The following is a 20,689-nucleotide window of genomic DNA, read 5'->3' on the forward strand; positions in this document are numbered from 1 at the left end:
GATCGGGGCCTTCATTCAGCGGCTCAGCGCCTGTTCAGGCATTTTGTATCTGCACGTGAATCAGTGCTGCAGAACCGGCTTCTGCGCTCCGTTGATCGGGATGCGCTTGGCTTTCGCTTCTTCCGGGATCACCCGCAACAGGTCGATGCTCAACAGACCGTTGCTCAGATCGGCGGCCTTGATCTCGATGTGATCGGCCAGGCGGAAGGACAGCTTGAAAGCACGCTGGGCAATGCCTTGATGCAGGAAGGTCACGCCTTCGTTGGCATCACGCTTGCCACCACTGATGGTCAGCACACCCTTCTCGACTTGCAGCTCCAGGTCTTCTTCCTGGAAACCGGCTGCCGCTACGACGATGCGGTATTGATCGTCACCGTGTTTTTCCACGTTGTAGGGTGGGTAGGTGCTGCCTGGCTCGTTGCGTAGCGCGGTTTCGAACAGGTCGTTGAAACGGTCGAAACCCACCGAGGAACGGAACAGTGGTGCCAGGGAAAATGCAGTACTCATGGTTCAAATCTCCTGAAAACAATCAGCAAGGTTTTTTGACTCCGCGACCCGAATTCGGCATCGCGTACCCCTTAGATAGGGACCGCCAAAATGTTTTCAAGAGAGTATTTGCAGATTTTTTTTCAGGCTGCGGCGGCGACCGGCAAACCGAGCAAGCGCGAGACCTGGTCCGGCTCGGTCTCGCGGCGCAGCACGGTAAACAGCTCCGTCGCCTCGGGATAATTGCGCGTCAGCATCGCCAGCCATTGCTTCAAGCGACCCGGCGATTGCCGTGCGGTCATCTGCGCCTTGGCTTGCAGCCAGAAGTCCTGAATCAGCGGCAGCAGCTCGGCCCAGGTCATCTCGACCACTTCTTCACCGGCGCGCGCGGCAGCGATCTGCCGGGCCAGATCCGGGCGCGACACCAGACCGCGTCCGAGCATGATGTCTTCGACGCCGCTGATCTCGCGGCAACGACGCCAGTCCTCGACGCTCCAGATATCACCGTTGGCGAACACCGGCACCTTGACCACGTCCTGCACCCGCGGAATCCACTCCCAATGCGCCGGCGGCTTGTAGCCATCAACCTTGGTCCGGGCATGCACCACGATGTGCTCGGCGCCGCCCTCGGCCAGCGCCGTGGCGCAGACCAGCGAGCCGTCCGGGCTGTCGAAACCCAGGCGCATTTTCGCGGTGACCGGGATGTGCGCCGGCACGGCGCGACGCACGTGTTCGACGATGCTGTTGAGCAGTTCTGGCTCCTTGAGCAGCACTGCCCCGCCCCGGGATTTGTTGACGGTCTTGGCCGGGCAGCCGAAGTTAAGGTCGATCACTTCCGAGCCGAGCTCGCAGGCCAGCGCCGCGTTTTCCGCCAGGCACACCGGATCGGAGCCCAACAATTGCACGCGCAACGGCACACCGGAACGGGTGCGGGCGCCGTTGAGCAGCTCCGGGCCGAACTTGTGGAAGTAGGCCGGGGTGAGCAACTGATCGTTGATCCGAATGAATTCGGTCACGCACCAGTCGATGCCGCCAACGCGGGTCAGCACGTCGCGCAGGATGTCGTCGACCAACCCCTCCATGGGCGCCAGGGCAATTTGCATGGGGAAAACACTACTCAGGAAGAAAAAACGTGCGGCAGTTTACTGGATATCGCAAGAAACCGCAGATCCCTTGTAGGAGTGAGCCTGCTCGCGATAGCGGTGGGTCAGATAGAGGAATGCCGACTGACACTCCGCTATCGCGAGCAGGCTCACTCCTACAGTTTAGATTTGGGCTGTTTCTGGATTTTGGATCGCCGGGCCATAACCCTCGATGAACTCCGCCGGCATGCGCTTGGGCTTGCCGCTGGACAGTTCGATGCAGACGAATGTGGTCTGGGCACGCAGCAGGGTGGCGTTGTCGCTGGGGCGGATCAGCTGGAAGTGCCGGGTCATTTTCAGGCGCTGATCCCAATCGACGATCCAGGTCGCCAGTTGCAGCTCGTCGCCTTCGTAGGCAGCCGCCAGGTAATCGATTTCGTGACGCACCACGGCCATCGCCCGATCCAGGCGCCGGTACTCGACCAGGTCCAGCCCCAGACGCTGCGAGTGGCGCCAGGCGCAGCGTTCGAGCCAGGTCACGTACACCGCGTTGTTCGCGTGGCCCAGCCCGTCGATGTCCTCGGCGCCTACTTGCAGATCAATGGTGAACGGCGTTGCCCGATCCCAGCCCATGCCCCACTCCCGGTCAGATGATTCAACCGGGGCAGTGTAACGGATGTCAGGCCGATTGCCGCGCTTGAAGGCTGCGCCCCGCCAACAGTGATAACACACCATCAACCACCCGAGGGTCGGCCAGCACCCGCTGGTGGCCGCCGCTTTCCAGGCGCAGCAGGCGACTGTCGAACCAGGATTCGTGGATCAATTGCGATTCCTTGACCGAGACAAAGGTGTCGTCCTCGGCATGCACGATCAGGCCCGGCATATCCAGTTGATAGTGCGCGACATCAAGGGTCGCGGCGCGCATGCCAACGTCCTGCTCGACCTGGCGGATGAACGCCGATCGGGCCCGCGGTGGCATGCCGACATAGCGGGCAAAACCGCGCAGCACGCCGAGGATCCGTGCGGGGGCTGCGATGCTGACCAGGGTTTCGGTGCGCAGGCCCAGTTGCACCGCGAGCATGGCACTGGCGCCGCCCATGGAGTGGCCGATGACGGCTTGCAACGGTGGCAGTTCGGCGGCCGCTTCGAGCATGGCGCGGGCGAACAGTACGACGTTGGCTTCACGCCCCGGTGAGCGACCATGGGCCGGGCCATCGAGGGCAACGACGGTGTAACCGGCCTCAACCAGCGCCGTGATCAATGCCGCAAACTGGGTGGGCCGCCCTTCCCAACCGTGCATCAACAGCACCGCCGGCCCCTGCCCCCAACGCAGCGCCGACAGGCCGAAGCGCAGCGTGATGCGTTCGGCACTCGCCAGCAGCGGCAGCTCCCAATCGCGCAGTGGCAACGTGCGCGGCGTCATGAACGCCTGACGCATTTTGCTTGCTACTCGTTGCGGTGCAATCCAGCCCAAGGTGCCATTAACGCCACGAACCCACTTCAACGTGTTCATCGCTTTCTCCTCAGGCGTGTTGCCTTCAGGTCAACGCACCGCCGACTTGGCAGCGCGCAGCAATCGATCGGATAAATCGCCCGGGCCCAGCGCACGTGCCAGCGCCAGACCACCCACCATCAACGCCACATCAGCCAACGCCTTGTCGGTGTCCTCGGGGCTGGACGCCAACTGCGCAATCATCAGTTCCAGGTGCTCGTTCAGTGCGATGCGGAAGGATTCCGGCAGACGCCCCAGTTCGCCGATGGAAGCCGGAATCGGGCACGCGGCATCGCTGGAATCGCGATGCTTGCGCGACAGGTAGAACGCAGCGACCAAGGCGCGACGCTCTTCGCCGGTCAGCTCGGAATCCATGTCGGCAATCAGGTCGCGTCGACGGCTGAGCAGTTGCTTGAACGCCTCGAGCATCATCGCGTCCTTGCTTTCGAAGTGCGCGTAGAAACCACCGACGGTCAGGCCGGCGGCGCCCATCACTTCGCCCACGCTGGGATCCGCCGGGCCACGCTGCATCAGTGCGGCGCTGGCCGCCTTGAGGATGCGTTCGCGGGTTTGAGCTTTTTTATCGTTCATCGTTGCCTCCGAATATTACGACTAGAATATTATTCGCATAATAATATTCCGCAAGTCGAGGATATGACCGCTGGTCTGAAGCACAGTGTAAGGAAAAAGGAGAGTTGGCCAAACGCCAGACAAACAAAAGGGCCATTCAATAATTGAATGACCCTTATAAATCCCGCAGAGCGGGTAATCGTGGCGTCCCCTAGGGGACTCGAACCCCTGTTACCGCCGTGAAAGGGCGGTGTCCTAGGCCACTAGACGAAGGGGACACAAACCCTTCTATACAGCTGATCAGTGCTGAGATCTGATCTGATTCAAGGCCGGTGTGGCCAGACCTTGAACTGTAAAATTGGTGGAGCTAAGCGGGATCGAACCGCTGACCTCCTGCATGCCATGCAGGCGCTCTCCCAGCTGAGCTATAGCCCCGGATTTTTCGCCTCGCGGCGGAGCGACATCTTGCAACATCGCTTCTGTAAAACTGGCGTCCCCTAGGGGACTCGAACCCCTGTTACCGCCGTGAAAGGGCGGTGTCCTAGGCCACTAGACGAAGGGGACGCAAACCCTTCTATACAACTGATCAACGCTGAGTGCTGATCGCTTCGGAGCCGGTGTGGCCAGGCTTCGAAGTGTAAATTGGTGGAGCTAGACGGGATCGAACCGTCGACCTCTTGCATGCCATGCAAGCGCTCTCCCAGCTGAGCTATAGCCCCTCATCGTTGATGTCATCGCTGAGGACGGGGCGAATCTTAAGGGCGTATCGAAAGCCTGTCAAACTTATTTTTGAAAAATTTAAAAGTTTTTTGTCGGCATAACAATCACTTACCGCCCTCCCCCCGAAAATCCGGGGGAAAAACGCCGAAGGCCGGAATCAAACGATCCCGGCCTTCGGCGGTAACCGCAGAGTCAGACGTGCTTAAGCAATCGCGCCCAGCAGCTTTTCCCACTCTTTGTTTTCTTTCTTCGACACGCCACCCAGCAAGTCAATCGCCTGGCGCAGACGGAAACGGGTCAGATCCGGGCCGAGGATTTCCATCGCATCGAGCACCGATACCGAACTCGCCTGCCCGGTAATCGCGGCAAACATCAGCGGCATCGCATCGCGCAGCTTCAGCTCGAGGGATTCGACCACCGCCTGAATCGTCGCGGTGATGCTGTCCTTCTCCCACTGACGCAGGCTTTCCAGCTTCCACAGGATCAACTGCATCAGCTGACGCACCTGATCACCGGAAAGCTTTTTCGATTCGAACAGCTTGGCATCCGGGTTCACGCCACCGGCAAAGAAGAAGCCGCCCAGCGGTGCAACCTGGCTGAAGGTTTCCACGCGCCCCTGCACCAGCGGTGCGATCTTCATCATGTACTCGGAATTGAACGCCCACTTCTGCACGCGTGCGGCGAACTCTTCCACCGGCAGGTCACGCAGCCACTGGCCGTTGAGCCACGACAGTTTCTCGATGTCGAAGATCGGCCCGCCGAGGGACACGCGCTTTAGGTCGAAGTTGTCGACCATTTCCTGCAGCGAGAACTTCTCGCGCTCGTCCGGCATCGACCAGCCCATGCGACCGAGGTAGTTGAGCATCGCCTCCGGCATGAAGCCCATGCGCTCGTAGAACGTCACCGAGGTCGGGTTCTTGCGCTTGGACAGCTTGCTCTTGTCCGGGTTACGCAGCAGCGGCATGTAGCACAGCTCCGGCTGCTCCCAGCCGAAGTATTCGTACAGCAGAATCAGTTTCGGCGCCGATGGCAGCCATTCTTCGCCGCGCAGCACGTGGGTGATGCCCATCAGGTGGTCGTCGACCACGTTGGCGAGGAAGTACGTCGGCAAGCCGTCGGTCTTCATCAGCACTTGCATGTCCATGCGATCCCACGGGATCTCGACATCGCCACGCAGCATGTCCGGCACCACGCAGACGCCTTCGGTCGGCACTTTCATGCGGATCACGTGCGGTTCGCCGGCGGCCAGACGGGCGGCGACTTCTTCCTTCGACAGCAGCAGCGCGCGGCCGTCGTAGCGCGGGGTCTCGCCGCGCGCCATTTGTTCGGCGCGCATCTGGTCCAGCTCTTCAGCGGTGCAGAAGCACGGGAACGCGTGGCCCATGTCGACCAGTTGCTGGCAATACTTCTGATAGATATCGCCACGCTCGCTCTGCCGGTACGGGCCGTGCGGGCCGCCAACGTCCGGGCCTTCGCTCCAGTCGATCCCCAGCCAGCGCAGGGCGTCGAAGATCTGCTGTTCGGACTCGCGGGTCGAACGCAACTGGTCGGTGTCTTCGATGCGCAGGATGAACTCACCGCCATGCTGCTTGGCAAAGCAGTAGTTGAACAATGCGATGTAAGCGGTACCTACGTGGGGGTCCCCGGTAGGCGATGGCGCGATGCGAGTGCGGACGGTGGTCATGGCATGTCTCGAAAAGAATGAAAAGCAAAACAATCAAGCGGCGAATGGTAACAGGCGACACCCGCCCCGCTCCAGCGGGCAGGGCATTTAAGCCAAGTTTGCGTCTGTAACGCCCATAGACCGTGGTGACGGCCCGAATATCAGCCATTGGCATTTACCGTTTATCGGCGGTATGCCAGATTCAGCCGCAGATAACTTTCCTTACAATTCCTCGACTACAGTTTGCCTCATGCCTGCCCAACTCAAGCGTCGTCTGTTTATTTTCCTGCTCCTGGTGCTGTTGATTGCCGGGGGCTTCTTCGCCCATTGGTTTTTCAAGGGCCGTTTTTATGAAAGCACCGATAACGCCTATGTCCAGGGCGAGATCACCCGCGTCTCCAGCCAGTTGAGTGCGCGCATCGACGAAGTGCTGGTGCAGGACAACCAGCACGTGGAAAAAGGCCAGTTGCTGGTGCGCCTTGAACCCAATGATTTCCGCCTCGCGGTCGACCGCGCCAATGCCGCCCTCGCCACCCGCGAAGCCGAGCGTTTGCAGGCACAAAGCAAATTGACGCAGCAATCGAGCCTGATCGCCGCCAGCGACGCGCAGGTAGCGACCACCCAAGCCACCCTTGGCCGCTCGCAGATGGATTTATCGCGTGCTGAAACCCTGCGCAAACCCGGCTACGTTTCCGAAGAACGAGTGACCACCCTCTCCGCTGACGCCCATATCGCCCGCTCGCAAGTGGCCAAGGCCCAGGCCGATGCGCAGAGCCAGCGCCAGCAAGTCAATGCACTGACGGCCGAGATCAAACGCCTCGACGCACAGATTGCCAACGCCCGCGCCGATCTGGCGCAAGCCGAGCTCAACCTGACCCGCAGCGAAATCCACGCGCCGATCAGCGGCATGGTCGGCCAGCGTGCCGCACGCAATGGCCAGGTGGTGCAGGCCGGCGCCTATCTGCTGTCGATCGTTCCCGATGAAGACATCTGGGTGCAGGCCAACTTCAAGGAAACCCAGATCGGCCACATGCAGCCCGGACAGAAAGCTGAGCTGACCTTCGATGCCTACAGCGACACGCCGATCGAAGCGCGAGTCGACAGCCTGTTCGCCGCCTCCGGTGCGCAGTTCAGCCTGTTGCCGCCAGACAACGCCACCGGCAACTTCACCAAAGTCGTGCAGCGGATTCCGGTAAAGCTGACCTTCAAGGCCGATAACCCGTTGCATGGCAAGATCCGCCCGGGCATGTCGGTCACCGCCACCGTGAATATCAAAGACGCTCCAGACAATGGCCGGTGATTCGCTGATCCGCCCCGTTGGCGAACCGACCCGGCGGGACTGGATTGCGGTGATGAGCGTGATGCTTGGCGCGTTCATGGCGGTGCTCGATATTCAGATCACCAACTCTTCGCTCAAGGATATTCAGGGCGCACTGTCGGCGACGCTGGAAGAAGGCTCGTGGATTTCCACCTCGTATCTGGTCGCGGAAATCATCATGATCCCGCTGACCGCGTGGCTGGTGCAGTTGCTCTCGGCACGGCGCCTGGCGGTATGGGTGTCGCTGGGTTTCCTGGTGTCATCGCTGCTGTGCTCGATGGCCTGGAGCCTCGAAAGCATGATCGTCTTTCGCGCCATGCAGGGCTTCACCGGCGGCGCGCTGATCCCGCTGGCGTTCACCCTGACCCTGATCAAACTCCCCGAACACCACCGCGCCAAAGGCATGGCGATGTTCGCCATGACCGCGACCTTCGCCCCGTCCATCGGCCCGACACTGGGCGGCTGGCTCACGGAAAACTGGGGCTGGGAATACATTTTCTACATCAACATCCCGCCGGGGCTGATCATGATCGCCGGGCTGATGTACGGGCTGGAAAAGAAGGAAGCGCACTGGGAACTGCTGAAAAGCACCGACTACACCGGAATTCTCACGCTGGGTGTCGGCCTCGGTTGTCTGCAGGTTTTTCTTGAAGAGGGCCATCGCAAGGACTGGCTCGAATCGAACCTGATCGTGACCTTGGGCAGCATTGCCCTGCTGAGCCTGATCACCTTCGTCATCGTGCAGATTTCCAAACCCAATCCGCTGATCAACCTCGGCATCCTGCGCAATCGCAACTTCGGCCTGTCGAGCATTTCCAGCCTGGGCATGGGCGTCGGCTTGTATGGCTCGATTTATCTGCTGCCGCTGTACCTGGCGCAGATCCAGAATTACAACGCCCTGCAAATCGGCGAAGTGATCATGTGGATGGGCGTGCCGCAGCTGTTCCTGATTCCGCTGGTGCCGAAGCTGATGAAGTTCGTTTCGCCGAAATGGCTGTGCACCCTGGGCTTCGGGTTGTTCGGGCTGGCGAGTTTTTCTTCGGGGGTGCTCAACCCGGATTTCGCCGGGCCGCAGTTCAATCAGATCCAGATCATCCGGGCGCTGGGTCAGCCGCTGATCATGGTGACCATTTCGCTGATCGCCACGGCGTACATCCTGCCGCAGGACGCAGGGTCGGCATCGAGTCTGTTCAACATCCTGCGCAACCTCGGCGGTGCGATCGGCATCGCCCTGCTCGCTACGCTATTGGATGCACGCACCAAGACCTACTTCGATTATTTGCGTGAGTCGATTGTGCCGACCAACCCGCAAGTGGCCGAACGTATGGCCTCAATGACCGACCGGTTTGGCAGCGACACCGCGGCGCTGGGCAAGATGAGCGAGATCGTGCATCAGCAGGCGCTGATCATGGCCTACAACGACGCGTTTCACTTTGTCGGGATTGCGTTGGGGATCAGCATGCTGGCGATTTTGCTGACCAGGAAATTGCCGGCGGGGTTGAAGGCTGGGGAAGCTCACTGATTTTTGTGGTGTCTGCACTGGCCTCTTCGCGAGCAAGCCCGCTCCCACAAGTTTCTTTGGTGATCACACATTTTGTGTACACCATCAATCCTTGTGGGAGCTGGCTTGCCAGCGATGGGGCCAAGTCAGCTATCACAGGCTTCTTTGGTGATCACACATTTTGTGTACACCATCAATCCCTGTGGGAGCGAGCTTGCTCGCGAAGAGGCCCGACCAAACACTGCAAATCTTCAGACAGCCAAAAGCCGCTCACGCAGTTTGGCAATCTCATCGCGCATCTGCGCCGCCGCTTCGAACTCCAGATCCCGCGCCAACTGGTACATCTTCTCTTCCAGCGCGCGAATACGTTTGGTGATTTCGCTCGGTGAGCGCAGTTCGGCTTCGTACTTGGCGTTTTCTTCGGCAGCCTTGGCCATGCCCTTGCGCTTCTTGCTGCGCGAACCGGGCACGGTGGCGCCTTCCATGATGTCGGCGACGTCCTTGAACACACCCTTCGGCGTGATGCCGTTTTCCAGGTTGAAGGCGATCTGCTTGTCGCGACGACGCTCGGTCTCGCCAATCGCCCGCTCCATCGAGCCAGTGATGCGATCAGCGTAGAGAATCGCCCGGCCATTGAGGTTACGCGCGGCCCGGCCGATGGTCTGGATCAGCGAGCGCTCGGAACGCAGGAAGCCTTCCTTGTCCGCGTCGAGAATCGCCACCAGCGACACCTCCGGCATGTCCAGACCCTCGCGCAGCAGGTTGATCCCCACCAGTACGTCGAAGGTGCCCAGACGCAGGTCGCGGATAATCTCGACCCGCTCGACGGTGTCGATGTCCGAGTGCAGATAACGCACGCGCACGCCGTGGTCGGCGAGGTAATCGGTGAGGTCTTCGGCCATGCGTTTGGTCAGCGTGGTGACCAGCACCCGCTCCTCGACCGCCACCCGTTTGGTGATTTCCGAGAGCAGGTCATCAACCTGGGTCAGCGCCGGACGCACTTCAACCTGCGGGTCGACCAGACCGGTCGGACGCACCACTTGCTCAACCACGCGCCCGGCATGCTCGGCCTCGTAGTTGCCCGGCGTCGCCGAGACGAAAATGGTCTGCGGGCTGACCCCTTCCCACTCGTCAAAACGCATCGGCCGGTTGTCCAGCGCCGACGGCAGGCGGAAGCCGTATTCGACCAGGGTTTCTTTACGCGAACGGTCACCCTTATACATCGCGCCGACTTGCGGCACGCTGACGTGAGACTCGTCGATCACCAGCAAGGCGTCGGCCGGCAGATAGTCATACAGCGTCGGCGGCGCGGCACCGGCCGGACGTCCGGACAGGTAGCGCGAGTAGTTTTCGATGCCGTTGCAGTAACCCAGTTCGAGGATCATTTCCAGGTCGAAACGGGTGCGCTGTTCGAGGCGCTGGGCCTCGACCAGTTTGTTGTTGCTGCGCAGGTATTCGAGGCGTTCCTGCAATTCGACTTTGATGTGTTCGATGGCGTCGAGCAGGGTCTCGCGCGGCGTCACGTAGTGACTCTTCGGGTAGAAGGTGAAGCGCGGCATCTTGCGGATGACTTCGCCGGTGAGCGGGTCGAACGCGGAGATGCTCTCGACCTCGTCATCGAACAGTTCGATGCGGATCGCTTCCAGATCGGACTCCGCCGGATAGATGTCGATCACGTCGCCGCGCACGCGGAAAGTCGCGCGGGCAAAATCCATGTCATTGCGGGTGTACTGCAGATCGGCCAGACGCCGCAGCAAGGCGCGCTGATCGAGTTTGTCGCCGCGATCGACGTGCAGCACCATCTTCAAATAGGTTTCCGGGCTACCCAGACCGTAGATGCACGACACCGTGGTGACGATGATCGCGTCCTTGCGCTCGAGCAACGCCTTGGTCGCGGACAGGCGCATCTGCTCGATGTGGTCGTTGATCGACGCGTCCTTCTCGATGAAGGTGTCGGACGACGGCACATAGGCTTCGGGCTGGTAGTAGTCGTAGTAGGAAACGAAATACTCGACCGCGTTGTTCGGGAAGAACGCCTTGAACTCACCATACAGCTGCGCGGCGAGGGTCTTGTTCGGCGCCAGCACCAGCGTCGGGCGCTGTACCTGCGAGATGACATTGGCGATGCTGAAGGTCTTGCCCGAGCCGGTCACACCGAGCAGCGTCTGGTGCGCCAGCCCAGCCTCGATGCCCTCGACCAATTGGCGGATCGCTTCAGGCTGATCGCCGGCGGGCTCGAAGCGGGTGACTAGCTGGAATTCGGACATACACACCTCTGGGATCGCGGCTCGCGCAGAAAACAGCCGAGCCGCGGGGATGACCGCAAACGACCGTTGTCGCCCAAGGAAAAACGAAGATTGTGCTCAATGTGGAGCCGATTGCCTCGCCTTTCAAGGCAAACGTCCTACATCCGGTAAAGTCTCTGACAGAGTCAATCGACTAACGGTCAAGAAATAATCGGAAAAACTTGCCGGAAAAGCTGAATCGCCTGTCGCCATTGCTCAGTGATGGCCTCTATACTAGCTCCCCGTTTGTGCACCGCTCTAGTGCATTCGGCTGGAGCGCGACACGTCCCTCCACTCTCCATTCAGAGCCGCCGTAATAATGAGCCTGTTCTCCGCTGTCGAAATGGCACCCCGCGATCCAATCCTGGGCCTCAACGAAGCATTCAACGCCGATACCCGGACCACCAAGGTCAACCTGGGTGTAGGTGTTTACTGCAACGAAGAGGGGCGAATTCCCCTGCTGCGCGCGGTGATCGAAGCCGAAACCATTCGCGCTGCCCAGCACGCCTCCCGTGGCTACCTGCCGATCGACGGCATCGCCGCCTATGACCAGGCCGTGCAAAAGCTGCTGTTCGGTAACGACTCGCCGCTGATCGCTGCCGGTCGCATCGTCACCACTCAGGCGGTCGGCGGTACCGGCGCGCTGAAAATCGGTGCCGACTTCCTCAAGCAACTGCTGCCGAACGCCGTCGTGGCGATCAGCGACCCGAGCTGGGAAAACCACCGCGCGCTGTTCGAAACCGCTGGCTTCCCGGTGCAGAACTACCGTTACTACGACGCCGCCACCCACGACGTGAACCGTGCCGGCATGCTCGACGACTTCAACGCCCTGCCGAACGGCTCGATCGTTGTGTTGCACGCCTGCTGCCACAACCCGACCGGCGTCGATCTGACCCCGGCCGACTGGAAAAACGTGCTGGACGTGGTCAAGGCCAAAGGTCACGTACCGTTCCTCGACATGGCTTACCAGGGTTTCGGCGACGGCATCGACGAAGACGCCGCGGCTGTGCGTCTGTTCGCTGAATCGGGCCTGACTTTCTTCGTTTCGAGCTCGTTCTCCAAGTCGTTCTCGCTGTACGGCGAGCGCGTTGGTGCCCTGTCGATCGTCAGCGAATCGAAAGAAGAAAGCGCGCGCGTGCTGTCGCAGGTCAAGCGTGTGATCCGCACCAACTACTCCAACCCGCCGACCCACGGTGCAAGCATCGTCGCCGCTGTGTTGAACAGCCCGGAACTGCGCGCCCAGTGGGAAGCGGAACTGGCAGAAATGCGCCTGCGCATTCGCGGCATGCGCGAGCAGATGGTCGCCCTGCTGGCGGAAAAAGCCCCGCAGCGTGACTTCAGCTTCGTCGGCCGTCAGCGCGGCATGTTCTCCTACTCCGGCCTGACCACCGAACAGGTGCACCGCCTGCGCAACGAGTTCGGCATCTACGCCCTGGACACCGGCCGCATCTGCGTCGCGGCACTGAACCAGAGCAACATCAAAGCGGTCACGGATGCGATCGTTCAGGTCATCTGATTTCGCTTTGCCATGAAAAACGGGAAGCCTTGGGGCTTCCCGTTTTTTATTTGTCCCGGAAAACTATCCGAACCCTCTAGACTGCACACAGGTTCCATTGTGGGAGCGGGCTTGCTCGCGAAAGCGGTGCATCAGGCGACAACAATAATGGCTGGGCCGACGCCTTCGCGAGCAAGCCCGCTCCCACAGGTTTTGTGTACACCTCAGAGTTTTGCGAGAACACCTATGAAAAACGACAACCTGCGCGCCGACCGAGACGACCTGGATGACTTCATCCCCCGCACCACGGCCAAACGCGACAAAAGCCTGGTGCTGCAAGTCGCAGCGGGCGTCTTCCTCGGCGGCCTGGCCCTGTGGCTGGTGCAACTGGCCGCCACCGCGGCTTATGCCAAACTGATGCTCGGCACCATCACTTTCGGCGGTTAAGCCAGTTCCGTCGCACGTTGACTGGCCGCATCGTCATAGGCGACGTACAGCGATTCGGCGATCTGACTTTTGATTGCCTTGGTGCTTTCCAGGCCGAGCACGAACCCTTCGGCCTTGCCGCCAGCACGGTTCAACTCCTCAGCGGTGCTGGCCTGGGTAATCGCATCGAAGAGTTTCTCGGCGTGCGGGCCGACGCCTTTAGGCAGGCTGATCTGCGTGACGCTCATACGAACACCTCGCGTGAAAGGGAAACAACAACGGTTCGAGTCATGGCGCGTACCTTTTCGGCAAATGGCCGGCAGCGCGTGTCACCACTTCCGGGCAACCATGGTAGACCTGTGAGGCGGTTCTGGTAACCGCCAATCGCTGACAAAACACCGCCCGTCCTGCCGAACGCAGAAAATTTACGCCCGACGCTTGACTTCTCTTTTTGAATCAGTAACATACGCACCAATTCCGCAATAGCTCAGTTGGTAGAGCAAATGACTGTTAATCATTGGGTCCCTGGTTCGAGTCCAGGTTGTGGAGCCAAATAGCAAAGCCCCTGAATCGAAAGATTCAGGGGCTTTTTTGTGGACGCTCGAAAAGTCAAAAGATCGCAACCTGCGGTAGCTCCGATCCCCTGTAGGAGCTGCCGCAGGCTGCGATCTTTTGCTCTTCAAACCAAAAAGGCCGATCTGTCTCACAACAGATCGGCCTTTTTTCATCCATTTAGCGCTCAAACATGCTCGCTGCTCTTCATCTGGGTCTTCGGCGCGCCATGCCCATGATCGTGTTCATCAGGCTCGATCACCGGCACTTCCTTGCCATCGCAATCGCGCAGCTTGCCGTCGCTGAAGTAATCGCCTTCCCGCAGCGCCGCCAGGTCGCGATAACGCAGGGTGCGCTCTTCCGCTGCGGCGAAAACCGACTGCTGGTCCGAGTTGCCGGCGGTGAAGTGGTTGAAGGTCAGGTTGAGCACGATCGCCATGATCGCCGAGGAGCTGATGCCCGAATGGAAAATGGTCGCGAACCAGCTCGGGAAATGATCGTAGAAGTTCGGCGCGGCAATCGGGATCATGCCGAAGCCGATCGAGGTGGCGACGATGATCAGGTTGACGTTGTTGCGGTAATCGACCTTCGACAACGTGCGAATCCCGCTCGCCGCCACCGTCCCGAACAGCACGATACCGGCGCCGCCCAGCACCGACGTCGGCACTGCTGCGATCACCCGGCCCATGAACGGCAGCAGACCGAGAATCACCAGGAAGATACCGCCTGTGGCCACCACGAAACGGCTCTTGATCCCGGTCACCGCCACCAGCCCGACGTTCTGCGCGAAGGCGCTCTGGGTGAACGAACCGAAGATAGGGGCAAACATGCTCGACAGCATGTCCGCGCGCAGACCGTTGCCCAGGCGTTTGGAGTCGACCTTGGTGCCGATGATCTCACCGACCGCCAGAATGTCCGCCGAGGTTTCCACCAGGGTCACCATGACCACGATGCACATCGACAGGATCGCGGCGAAGTGGAAGGTCGGCATGCCAAAGTGGAACGGCGTCGGGAAGCCGAACATCGGCCCTTGGGTGACACTGGAGAAATCGGCCATGCCGAGGAACACCGCCAGAATCGTGCCGATCACCATGGCCAACAGGATCGACAGGCGCGAGATGGTCGAACTGCCGACCTTGCTCAGCAGCAACACCAGCACCAGCGTCACCGCCGCCAGACCGATGTTCTGCATGCTGCCGAAGTCCGGCGCGTGGCTGTTGCCACCCATGGCCCAGCGCGCAGCCACCGGCATCAGCGTCAGGCCGATGGTAGTGATCACGATGCCGGTGACCAGTGGAGGGAAAAACTTGGTGATTCGCGAGAACACCGGGGTGATCAGCAAGCCGATCAACGATGCGGCAATCACCGCGCCCAGCACCGACTGGAAGCCGCCCTCCCCGCCACTGCTGACAATCGCGACCATGGTCGCCACACCGGAGAACGACACGCCCTGCACCAGCGGCAACTGACAGCCAAAAAACGGTAGACCCAGGGTTTGCAGCAGTGTCGCCAGCCCCCCCGCAAACAATGAAGCAGCAATCAACAGACCAATGTCCGCCGGCGACAGCCCGGCCGCCTGGCCGATGATCAGTGGCACCGCAACGATACCGCCGTACATGGTCAGAACATGTTGCAGGCCGTAAGCCATATTCGCGCCGACCCCGAGATTTTCGTCCTCGGGCCGTTGGTGTGAAACATGGGGCGTTTTCATGTGGGGGGTTCCCTGTTTTTTGTTATGCGCACACTGTATTCAATACTCGGGACAAATGTCCATAGAGTTGTATACAACTTGTCAGTCACATAATGGATAGGTAGCCACCCAAGCTTCTATCTCGCCACCTCCATCTCCCACAAATCCGGCAACACATCCCCTCCTGCCCCCGGTTTTTATCGCACTAGGCTGAAGTGTTCATGGCGACCAGCGGTGCACCGGCGCTCTTTTTTATACATATAAAGTATGCATAATGAAGTCATTCGAAACTCAGTACGACAAAAGCAAGAACGCAGCCAACAAACTCAAGCACAGGGGCGTCAGCCTTGCCGAGACCGAGCCGGTCTTTCACGACGAACGCGCGCTGACGATCGAGGACAACGACCATGACGAACAGCGCTGGATCACCCTCGGCCTCGACGGCAAAGGGCGCTTGCTGGTGGTTGCGTACAGTTATCGCGAGGCCAACGTCGTACGAATCATTTCTGCACGTGTCGCCACACCGAGCGAACGTCGCGCATATTTTCTGGAGGCTTGATCAATGAAAGACGAATACGATTTCTCGCACGGCAAGCGCGGTGCCTTGGCGCCCGCCAAGGGCAAGACCCGCATCACCATCATGCTCGATGACGCCGTCATCGAAGCCGCCCGCAGCGTGGCGGAAAACGAAGGGTTCGGTTATCAGACGGTGATCAACAACACTCTGCGCCATACCCTGCTGGAGGCTGGCAGCAAAACGCAGGACGTCGAGCCGCACCACTCCGGGCAATTCAAGAAAGGCATCACCGCCGCCGACCTCAAGAGTCTGGAAAAAAAGCTGTCGGCGGCGGTCGGGGAAATCCGCCGGGTACTGGAACCGGAGGCCAAGCCCTGAGATCAGGCCGGTACAAGCATCCGCGCCAGCGACTGGCGCACATGCGGCTGGTCAGGCACGCGCAGGCCGAATTCCTGCTCCAGCACTTCAAGCAGTTCATCGACATCCGCCACCTCGCGCCGCTCGCTGTCGGCGCCCATGTGATGAATCGCGAAGCTGCCGTTGTTCAGGGTCCGCCGCCAACCATCGCCGGTGCGCGCAACCATCAACCGCTGAGCAAACGGTGACTCGGGATGGGTCGAGACGTACCAGTTGCCGAGCGTGTAATCGATGTCTTCCTGGCGTTGCAGATCAAACAGGTACATCGCGCGCCATTCGCCGGCGACATTGGCGCGCAGCATGTAACCATCGGCCTGTTTCTCGATGCGATAGGACTCGTGCGGCGTCGCCTGTTCAGCCTCGGTATCGAGCAGCAGCGGCGCGGTCGGCACCATACCGCCAAAGCCGACGTCGGTGATGTAGCGCTCGCCATCGATGATTACCAGGCTCAAGCGGTGGGTACGCGCCGTCCACGTGCCTTCGGGTTGCGCCAGCACCACACGCCCGGAGATGCCACGGGCGTCGAAGCCCAGCTCCAGCAATAACGCCAGAAACAGATTGTTCAGTTCGTAGCAGTAACCACCCCGGCCACCGTGGAGAACCTTTTGTTCGACCGAGGCCAGATCGATCAGCACCGGCGCGCCAGTGATCGTCGACAGGTTCTCGAAGGGAAAGACGCCGGTGTGGCGCAACTGCAACTGCCGCAGGGTTGTCAGTGTGGGGGGCGGTGGGATGTCGAACCCCAGGTGTTGCAGGTACAACGTCGGATTCGCCAGACGTGGCTCGCTCATTGCTCAGTCCTTTTGCATGTGGCCGCGGATCGTTGCGCCGCTGGCCGACATGTATACGGGATCGAGCCCCGACTCCGACAATTGATTTCGCCAATCAGCGCTACCGACGCTTGCGCGAACCGATGCGAATCCAGGTCGGCGCATGATCGCTGGCGTGCTGTTCGTTGCGCACCCAGGCGTCGACCCCGGCTTCGTGCAGATACGGACTGAGTGCCGGGTTGAGCAGCAGATGATCGATGCGCAGACCGGAGTTGGTTTGCCAATGCTGGCGAAAGTAATCCCAGAAGGTGTAGAGGCGATCGTCGGGATACAGATGGCGCAGCGAATCAGTCCAGCCTTGATCAAGCAGTCGTTGATAACACTCGCGGCTTTCGGGTTGCAGCAGCGCATCCTTGAGCCAGGAACGGGTGTTGTAGATGTCCATGTCAGTGGGCACCACGTTGTAATCGCCGGCCAGCACCACCGGATGATCACTGCTTTGCAAATCCTTGGCGTAGCGGATCAAGCGTTCGAACCAGGCCAGTTTGTAGTCGAACTTCGGCCCCGGTTGCGGGTTGCCATTGGGCAGGTACAGGCAGCCGACCAACACACCGTGCACCGCCGCCTCCAGATAACGGCTGTGCTTGTCCTCGGGATCGCCCGGCAGACCGCGGCGACTCTCCAGCGGCTGCGCATCGCGAGCGAGAATCGCCACGCCGTTCCACGACGCCTGCCCGTGCCAGATTGCGCCGTAGCCGGCGGCTTCCAGTTCGGCGGCCGGGAATGCACTGTCGACTGACTTGAGCTCTTGCAGGCAAGCGATGTCCGGTTGCTCGCGCTTGAGCCACTGCAGCAGGTTCGGCAAGCGTGCGCGCAGGCCGTTGACGTTGAATGTGGCGATCCGCAGGTTTTTCATCGTCCAGGCTCCGGCGAACAAGGTGTGAAATTTGTGACCCTGTGCTAACGGCGGTGGTTGCATCGGATCAACCGGCTGCGGCGTAATAGGCGCTCGTCACTGCCCCGAACTGCCGAGACTCGCCTCCATGCTCACCACGCTGCAAGGCCCGCGCATCCTCCTGCGTCCACTTCAGTACAGCGACGCCGACGCCCTGCTCCGCGCTGCCGCCGACGGCGAACTGTGGAACCTCACCGTCACTGTGGTGCCGTCGGCGAGCACCATCGACAGCTATCTGAAAAAAGCCCTCGACGGCCGTGATGCCGGCACGGTCATGCCGTTTGTGATCGTGTTGAAGGATAGCGGCGAAGTGATCGGCTCGACCCGGTTCTGGAAGATCGATCCGCTCAATCGCAAGCTGGAAATCGGCAGCAGCTGGATCTCCGCGCGCTGGCAGAAATCCTTCGTCAACACCGAAGCCAAATACCTGATGTTGCGTCACGCCTTCGAGGTGCTCGACTGCGTGCGAGTGCAGTTCACCACCGACGAGAACAACCAGAAGTCGCGCAACGCGATTCTGCGCCTCGGAGCGCAACAGGAAGGCATCGTGCGCCACGAGCGGATCATGCCCGACGGCCGCAAGCGTAACTCGGTGCGTTTCAGCATCATCGATGACGAATGGCCGCAGGTGCGGCAGGCGCTGGAGCAGAGGCTGGCTGAGGATCGAGGCTGAGGTTCGACAACCGCTCGTCAGCCAATCGGCACCAACGGGTGAAAGCGTCAGACCAAAGTCAGGTAACCGAGCCTTTCTGGAGACGTACCATGAAAACGCGCAAACTGACTTCCCTGTTGCTCGCCGGGCTGCTGACCACCGCCTCGGTCGGCGCCTTTGCCGCCAATGACGGGGCGGATGCCTCCGGCACCAAATCCGGTGCTACAAGCGGCACCAACATGCCACCCAACAGCACCCCCGGTGCTCCGAAAAACGGTGACAGTACCGATGGCGCCGGCAAGGGTACCGGCACCAACAGTGGCACCATGGGTTCTGGATCGGGAGCGGGGGGCGGCACCGGTTCGGCCGGCGGCGGAACCGGCGGTGCCGGTGGTGGCACAGGCAGCTGAACGAATAAGCGTGACCGCTGGTGATCCGGCATGAAGGCATGAATCTGTGGCGCTGGAATCCGATTCCTCGCCACAGATCAAGCGCGGAGGCTTTAGCGATCCGACCGCATCAACTCGGCAACACCCTCCTCCAGCGACAACACCGCCGCGCGATTGCGTCCGGCATTTTTTGCCTGATACAGCGCCGCATCAGCACGCTGGATAAACACTTCGAGGCTGTCATTGCCGCTCGGAATAAATGAGTAGCAGCCCAGACTCACCGTCAGGTAACCGGTGGGCGAACCGCTGTGAGTAATGCGTTTATCCATCACGCTGCGGCGAATCTGCCCGGCAATCGCCAGCACGCCGTTGATGTCGGTATCCGGCAGCAACACCGCGAACTCTTCGCCACCGTAACGCACCGCCAGGTCAGACTTGCGTTGAGAGCAATTCTTCAACACCTGCGCCACCTGAGTCAGGCAGTGATCCCCTGCCACGTGCCCGTAGGCATCGTTGTAGCGCTTGAAGAAATCGATATCGAGCATGATCAGGCCGACCGGACTCGACTGTCGGGCACCGCGGGCAAACTCAATCTCCAGCGAACGCTCGAACAGGCGCCGATTCGCCAGCCCCGTCAGGCTGTCGTGGGTCGCGATCTGCTCCAGTGTGCGCTGTGCCTTGCGCAGGTTTCTCTCGATTCGCTCGCCGTCACGCACCTGATGAATGAACACCCAGCCGAACAGGCCGACGCCAAGAATCACCAGCGCCACAATCACGCTGGACTGAAAGGCCCGCTCATACCAACCCTTGAGAATCGTGTCGCGCGAAGAGGCGGACGCTACCACCAGCGGGTAAGCCGCCAACTGGCGGTAGCCGTACAAGCGCACCACGCCGTCGACCACCGACTTGATCATCGCAGTGCCGGCCGGGGCTTCGGGCAGCAGCTTCTGGTAGATCCTGCCTTGCGCCAGCGACGAACCGATCAGGCCTTCGTCGAACGGTCGCCGCGCCAGCAACGTGCCGTCCTTGAGTCCGAGAAACATGATGCCGTTGTCATCGAGGCTGAAGCTTTTGAAGAACCGGTCGAAGTACGCCATCTTGATCCCGGCCATCAGCACGCCCTGGAAATTGCCGGCGCGGTCGTTGATGCGTTTCGAGATCGGGATGATCCACTCGCCATTCTCGCGGCTGCGAATCGCCGGGCCGATGTGCGCCACGGTAGAAGCGTTCTGCTGGTGAAACCTGAAGTACTCGCGGTCGGCGACGCCATTGCCACGGGGCAGGTCCGGGAACGAGGTGATCACCCACTGGCCCTCGCGATCGAAGAGGAACATGCCGTGCAACTGCTCCAGTTGCTGCACCCGACGCGCGAAGGTTTTTTGCAGACGTGGTCGCTGCGCGGCGCCATAACCATCGTCCTCAACCCAATCGGCAAGACTGGTGAGCACAAGGTCGGCGGCCAGAAACGTGTCTTCCGCCTGCTGCGCCATGGCTCGGGTCAGGTTGGTGGAAGCGATCTGCGCGTTCGCCAGGTCCTGACGCCGTGTCTGCTCCAGTTGCAGATAGAGCAAGCCAGACAGGCACAGACACACCGCAACGATGAACAGCGCTGCCGCCTTGCGCAGCGGCAGGCGTTTAAGCGTGCCGGGAGTCTGATGCGGGTCGTGAATGGGGATTGGCAAAAACGTGTCCTGGGCAGGTACGACAGG

Annotated in this window: 20 protein-coding genes and 5 tRNA genes; 9 read left to right on the plus strand and 16 right to left on the minus strand. The window is 60.6% G+C overall.

Annotated features, from left to right (window positions below; all coding sequences use genetic code 11):
• Nucleotides 1-60 precede the first annotated feature (60 nt).
• From E4T63_RS18285 to gltX, 10 genes are all read right to left on the minus strand, one after another.
• Nucleotides 61-507, minus strand: a complete 447-nt coding sequence (locus tag E4T63_RS18285; protein WP_108183245.1) for an Hsp20 family protein — start codon at nucleotides 505-507, stop codon at nucleotides 61-63.
• Between the two features lie 122 nt (nucleotides 508-629).
• Nucleotides 630-1,589, minus strand: coding sequence for a tRNA dihydrouridine synthase (locus E4T63_RS18290; RefSeq protein WP_096796151.1), 960 nt, complete (start codon nucleotides 1,587-1,589; stop codon nucleotides 630-632).
• A 162-nt stretch (nucleotides 1,590-1,751) separates the two neighbouring features.
• Complete coding sequence (locus E4T63_RS18300; protein ID WP_098964657.1) at nucleotides 1,752-2,201, minus strand: acyl-CoA thioesterase; 450 nt, start codon at nucleotides 2,199-2,201, stop codon at nucleotides 1,752-1,754.
• Between the two features lie 46 nt (nucleotides 2,202-2,247).
• Nucleotides 2,248-3,081: an alpha/beta fold hydrolase gene (locus E4T63_RS18305; protein WP_096796149.1), complete on the minus strand. Its 834-nt coding sequence runs from the start codon at nucleotides 3,079-3,081 to the stop codon at nucleotides 2,248-2,250.
• Nucleotides 3,082-3,111: 30 nt separating this feature from the next.
• Entirely contained in the window at nucleotides 3,112-3,651 is a 540-nt protein-coding gene (locus tag E4T63_RS18310) for a TetR/AcrR family transcriptional regulator (RefSeq protein ID WP_007969225.1), read from the minus strand.
• Between the two features lie 181 nt (nucleotides 3,652-3,832).
• Nucleotides 3,833-3,908, minus strand: a tRNA-Glu gene (locus E4T63_RS18315).
• An 81-nt stretch (nucleotides 3,909-3,989) separates the two neighbouring features.
• A tRNA-Ala gene (locus tag E4T63_RS18320) sits at nucleotides 3,990-4,065 on the minus strand.
• Between the two features lie 53 nt (nucleotides 4,066-4,118).
• Nucleotides 4,119-4,194: transfer RNA gene (locus E4T63_RS18325), tRNA-Glu, on the minus strand.
• A 79-nt stretch (nucleotides 4,195-4,273) separates the two neighbouring features.
• A tRNA-Ala gene (locus E4T63_RS18330) sits at nucleotides 4,274-4,349 on the minus strand.
• A gap of 203 nt (nucleotides 4,350-4,552) precedes the next feature.
• Complete coding sequence (gltX, locus tag E4T63_RS18335) at nucleotides 4,553-6,034, minus strand: glutamate--tRNA ligase (RefSeq protein WP_003226448.1); 1,482 nt, start codon at nucleotides 6,032-6,034, stop codon at nucleotides 4,553-4,555.
• A 229-nt stretch (nucleotides 6,035-6,263) separates the two neighbouring features.
• Here gltX and E4T63_RS18340 point away from each other — a divergent pair, with 229 nt between their 5' ends.
• Nucleotides 6,264-7,313, plus strand: coding sequence for an HlyD family secretion protein (locus E4T63_RS18340; RefSeq protein WP_027611523.1), 1,050 nt, complete (start codon nucleotides 6,264-6,266; stop codon nucleotides 7,311-7,313).
• 49 nt (nucleotides 7,314-7,362) lie between these two features.
• The gene (locus E4T63_RS18345; protein ID WP_209318238.1) at nucleotides 7,363-8,853 is read left to right on the plus strand and encodes an MDR family MFS transporter; all 1,491 of its coding nucleotides are present in this window, start codon (nucleotides 7,363-7,365) and stop codon (nucleotides 8,851-8,853) included.
• A gap of 230 nt (nucleotides 8,854-9,083) precedes the next feature.
• Here the strand turns inward: E4T63_RS18345 and uvrB are convergent, their stop codons facing one another.
• A complete protein-coding gene (gene uvrB / locus E4T63_RS18350; RefSeq protein WP_007969222.1) occupies nucleotides 9,084-11,099 on the minus strand; it encodes an excinuclease ABC subunit UvrB in 2,016 nt (671 codons plus the stop codon).
• 337 nt (nucleotides 11,100-11,436) lie between these two features.
• Here uvrB and E4T63_RS18355 point away from each other — a divergent pair, with 337 nt between their 5' ends.
• Together E4T63_RS18355 and E4T63_RS18360 are read left to right on the plus strand one after the other, a co-directional pair.
• Entirely contained in the window at nucleotides 11,437-12,633 is a 1,197-nt protein-coding gene (locus E4T63_RS18355; RefSeq protein WP_135296214.1) for an amino acid aminotransferase, read from the plus strand.
• A gap of 225 nt (nucleotides 12,634-12,858) precedes the next feature.
• Nucleotides 12,859-13,059, plus strand: a complete 201-nt coding sequence (locus E4T63_RS18360) for a hypothetical protein (protein WP_003226457.1) — start codon at nucleotides 12,859-12,861, stop codon at nucleotides 13,057-13,059.
• Here the strand turns inward: E4T63_RS18360 and E4T63_RS18365 are convergent.
• Nucleotides 13,056-13,286, minus strand: coding sequence for a hypothetical protein (locus E4T63_RS18365; RefSeq protein WP_003226459.1), 231 nt, complete (start codon nucleotides 13,284-13,286; stop codon nucleotides 13,056-13,058). The genes E4T63_RS18360 and E4T63_RS18365 overlap by 4 nt on opposite strands.
• A 228-nt stretch (nucleotides 13,287-13,514) precedes the next feature.
• Between E4T63_RS18365 and E4T63_RS18370 the strand changes: the two genes are divergently transcribed.
• Nucleotides 13,515-13,590 (plus strand) — tRNA-Asn (locus E4T63_RS18370).
• Between the two features lie 187 nt (nucleotides 13,591-13,777).
• On the opposite strand, the gene E4T63_RS18375 is transcribed toward E4T63_RS18370, so the two are convergent.
• A complete protein-coding gene (locus E4T63_RS18375; RefSeq protein ID WP_135296215.1) occupies nucleotides 13,778-15,301 on the minus strand; it encodes a nucleobase:cation symporter-2 family protein in 1,524 nt (507 codons plus the stop codon).
• Nucleotides 15,302-15,554: 253 nt separating this feature from the next.
• Here E4T63_RS18375 and E4T63_RS18380 point away from each other — a divergent pair, with 253 nt between their 5' ends.
• The gene (locus tag E4T63_RS18380) at nucleotides 15,555-15,839 is read left to right on the plus strand and encodes a BrnT family toxin (RefSeq protein ID WP_098964664.1); all 285 of its coding nucleotides are present in this window, start codon (nucleotides 15,555-15,557) and stop codon (nucleotides 15,837-15,839) included.
• 3 nt (nucleotides 15,840-15,842) lie between these two features.
• Nucleotides 15,843-16,175: a BrnA antitoxin family protein gene (locus E4T63_RS18385; RefSeq protein ID WP_098964666.1), complete on the plus strand. Its 333-nt coding sequence runs from the start codon at nucleotides 15,843-15,845 to the stop codon at nucleotides 16,173-16,175.
• A 2-nt stretch (nucleotides 16,176-16,177) separates the two neighbouring features.
• On the opposite strand, the gene E4T63_RS18390 is transcribed toward E4T63_RS18385, so the two are convergent.
• Together E4T63_RS18390 and xth are read right to left on the minus strand one after the other, a co-directional pair.
• Nucleotides 16,178-17,005, minus strand: coding sequence for an arylamine N-acetyltransferase family protein (locus E4T63_RS18390; RefSeq protein ID WP_098964667.1), 828 nt, complete (start codon nucleotides 17,003-17,005; stop codon nucleotides 16,178-16,180).
• Nucleotides 17,006-17,105: 100 nt separating this feature from the next.
• Nucleotides 17,106-17,900, minus strand: a complete 795-nt coding sequence (gene xth / locus E4T63_RS18395) for an exodeoxyribonuclease III (RefSeq protein WP_135296216.1) — start codon at nucleotides 17,898-17,900, stop codon at nucleotides 17,106-17,108.
• A gap of 127 nt (nucleotides 17,901-18,027) precedes the next feature.
• On the opposite strand from xth, the gene E4T63_RS18400 reads away from it, so the two are divergent.
• Complete coding sequence (locus E4T63_RS18400) at nucleotides 18,028-18,612, plus strand: GNAT family N-acetyltransferase (protein WP_098964670.1); 585 nt, start codon at nucleotides 18,028-18,030, stop codon at nucleotides 18,610-18,612.
• An 89-nt stretch (nucleotides 18,613-18,701) separates the two neighbouring features.
• The gene (locus tag E4T63_RS28605; RefSeq protein ID WP_098964672.1) at nucleotides 18,702-19,001 is read left to right on the plus strand and encodes a hypothetical protein; all 300 of its coding nucleotides are present in this window, start codon (nucleotides 18,702-18,704) and stop codon (nucleotides 18,999-19,001) included.
• A gap of 92 nt (nucleotides 19,002-19,093) precedes the next feature.
• Here E4T63_RS28605 and E4T63_RS18410 read toward each other — a convergent pair whose 3' ends face one another.
• Nucleotides 19,094-20,662: a sensor domain-containing diguanylate cyclase gene (locus E4T63_RS18410; RefSeq protein WP_135296217.1), complete on the minus strand. Its 1,569-nt coding sequence runs from the start codon at nucleotides 20,660-20,662 to the stop codon at nucleotides 19,094-19,096.
• Between the last annotated feature and the right edge of the window lie 27 nt (nucleotides 20,663-20,689).

The sequence above is a fragment of the Pseudomonas fluorescens genome (genome assembly GCF_004683905.1).
Taxonomy (GTDB): Bacteria; Pseudomonadota; Gammaproteobacteria; order Pseudomonadales; family Pseudomonadaceae; genus Aquipseudomonas; species Aquipseudomonas putida_A.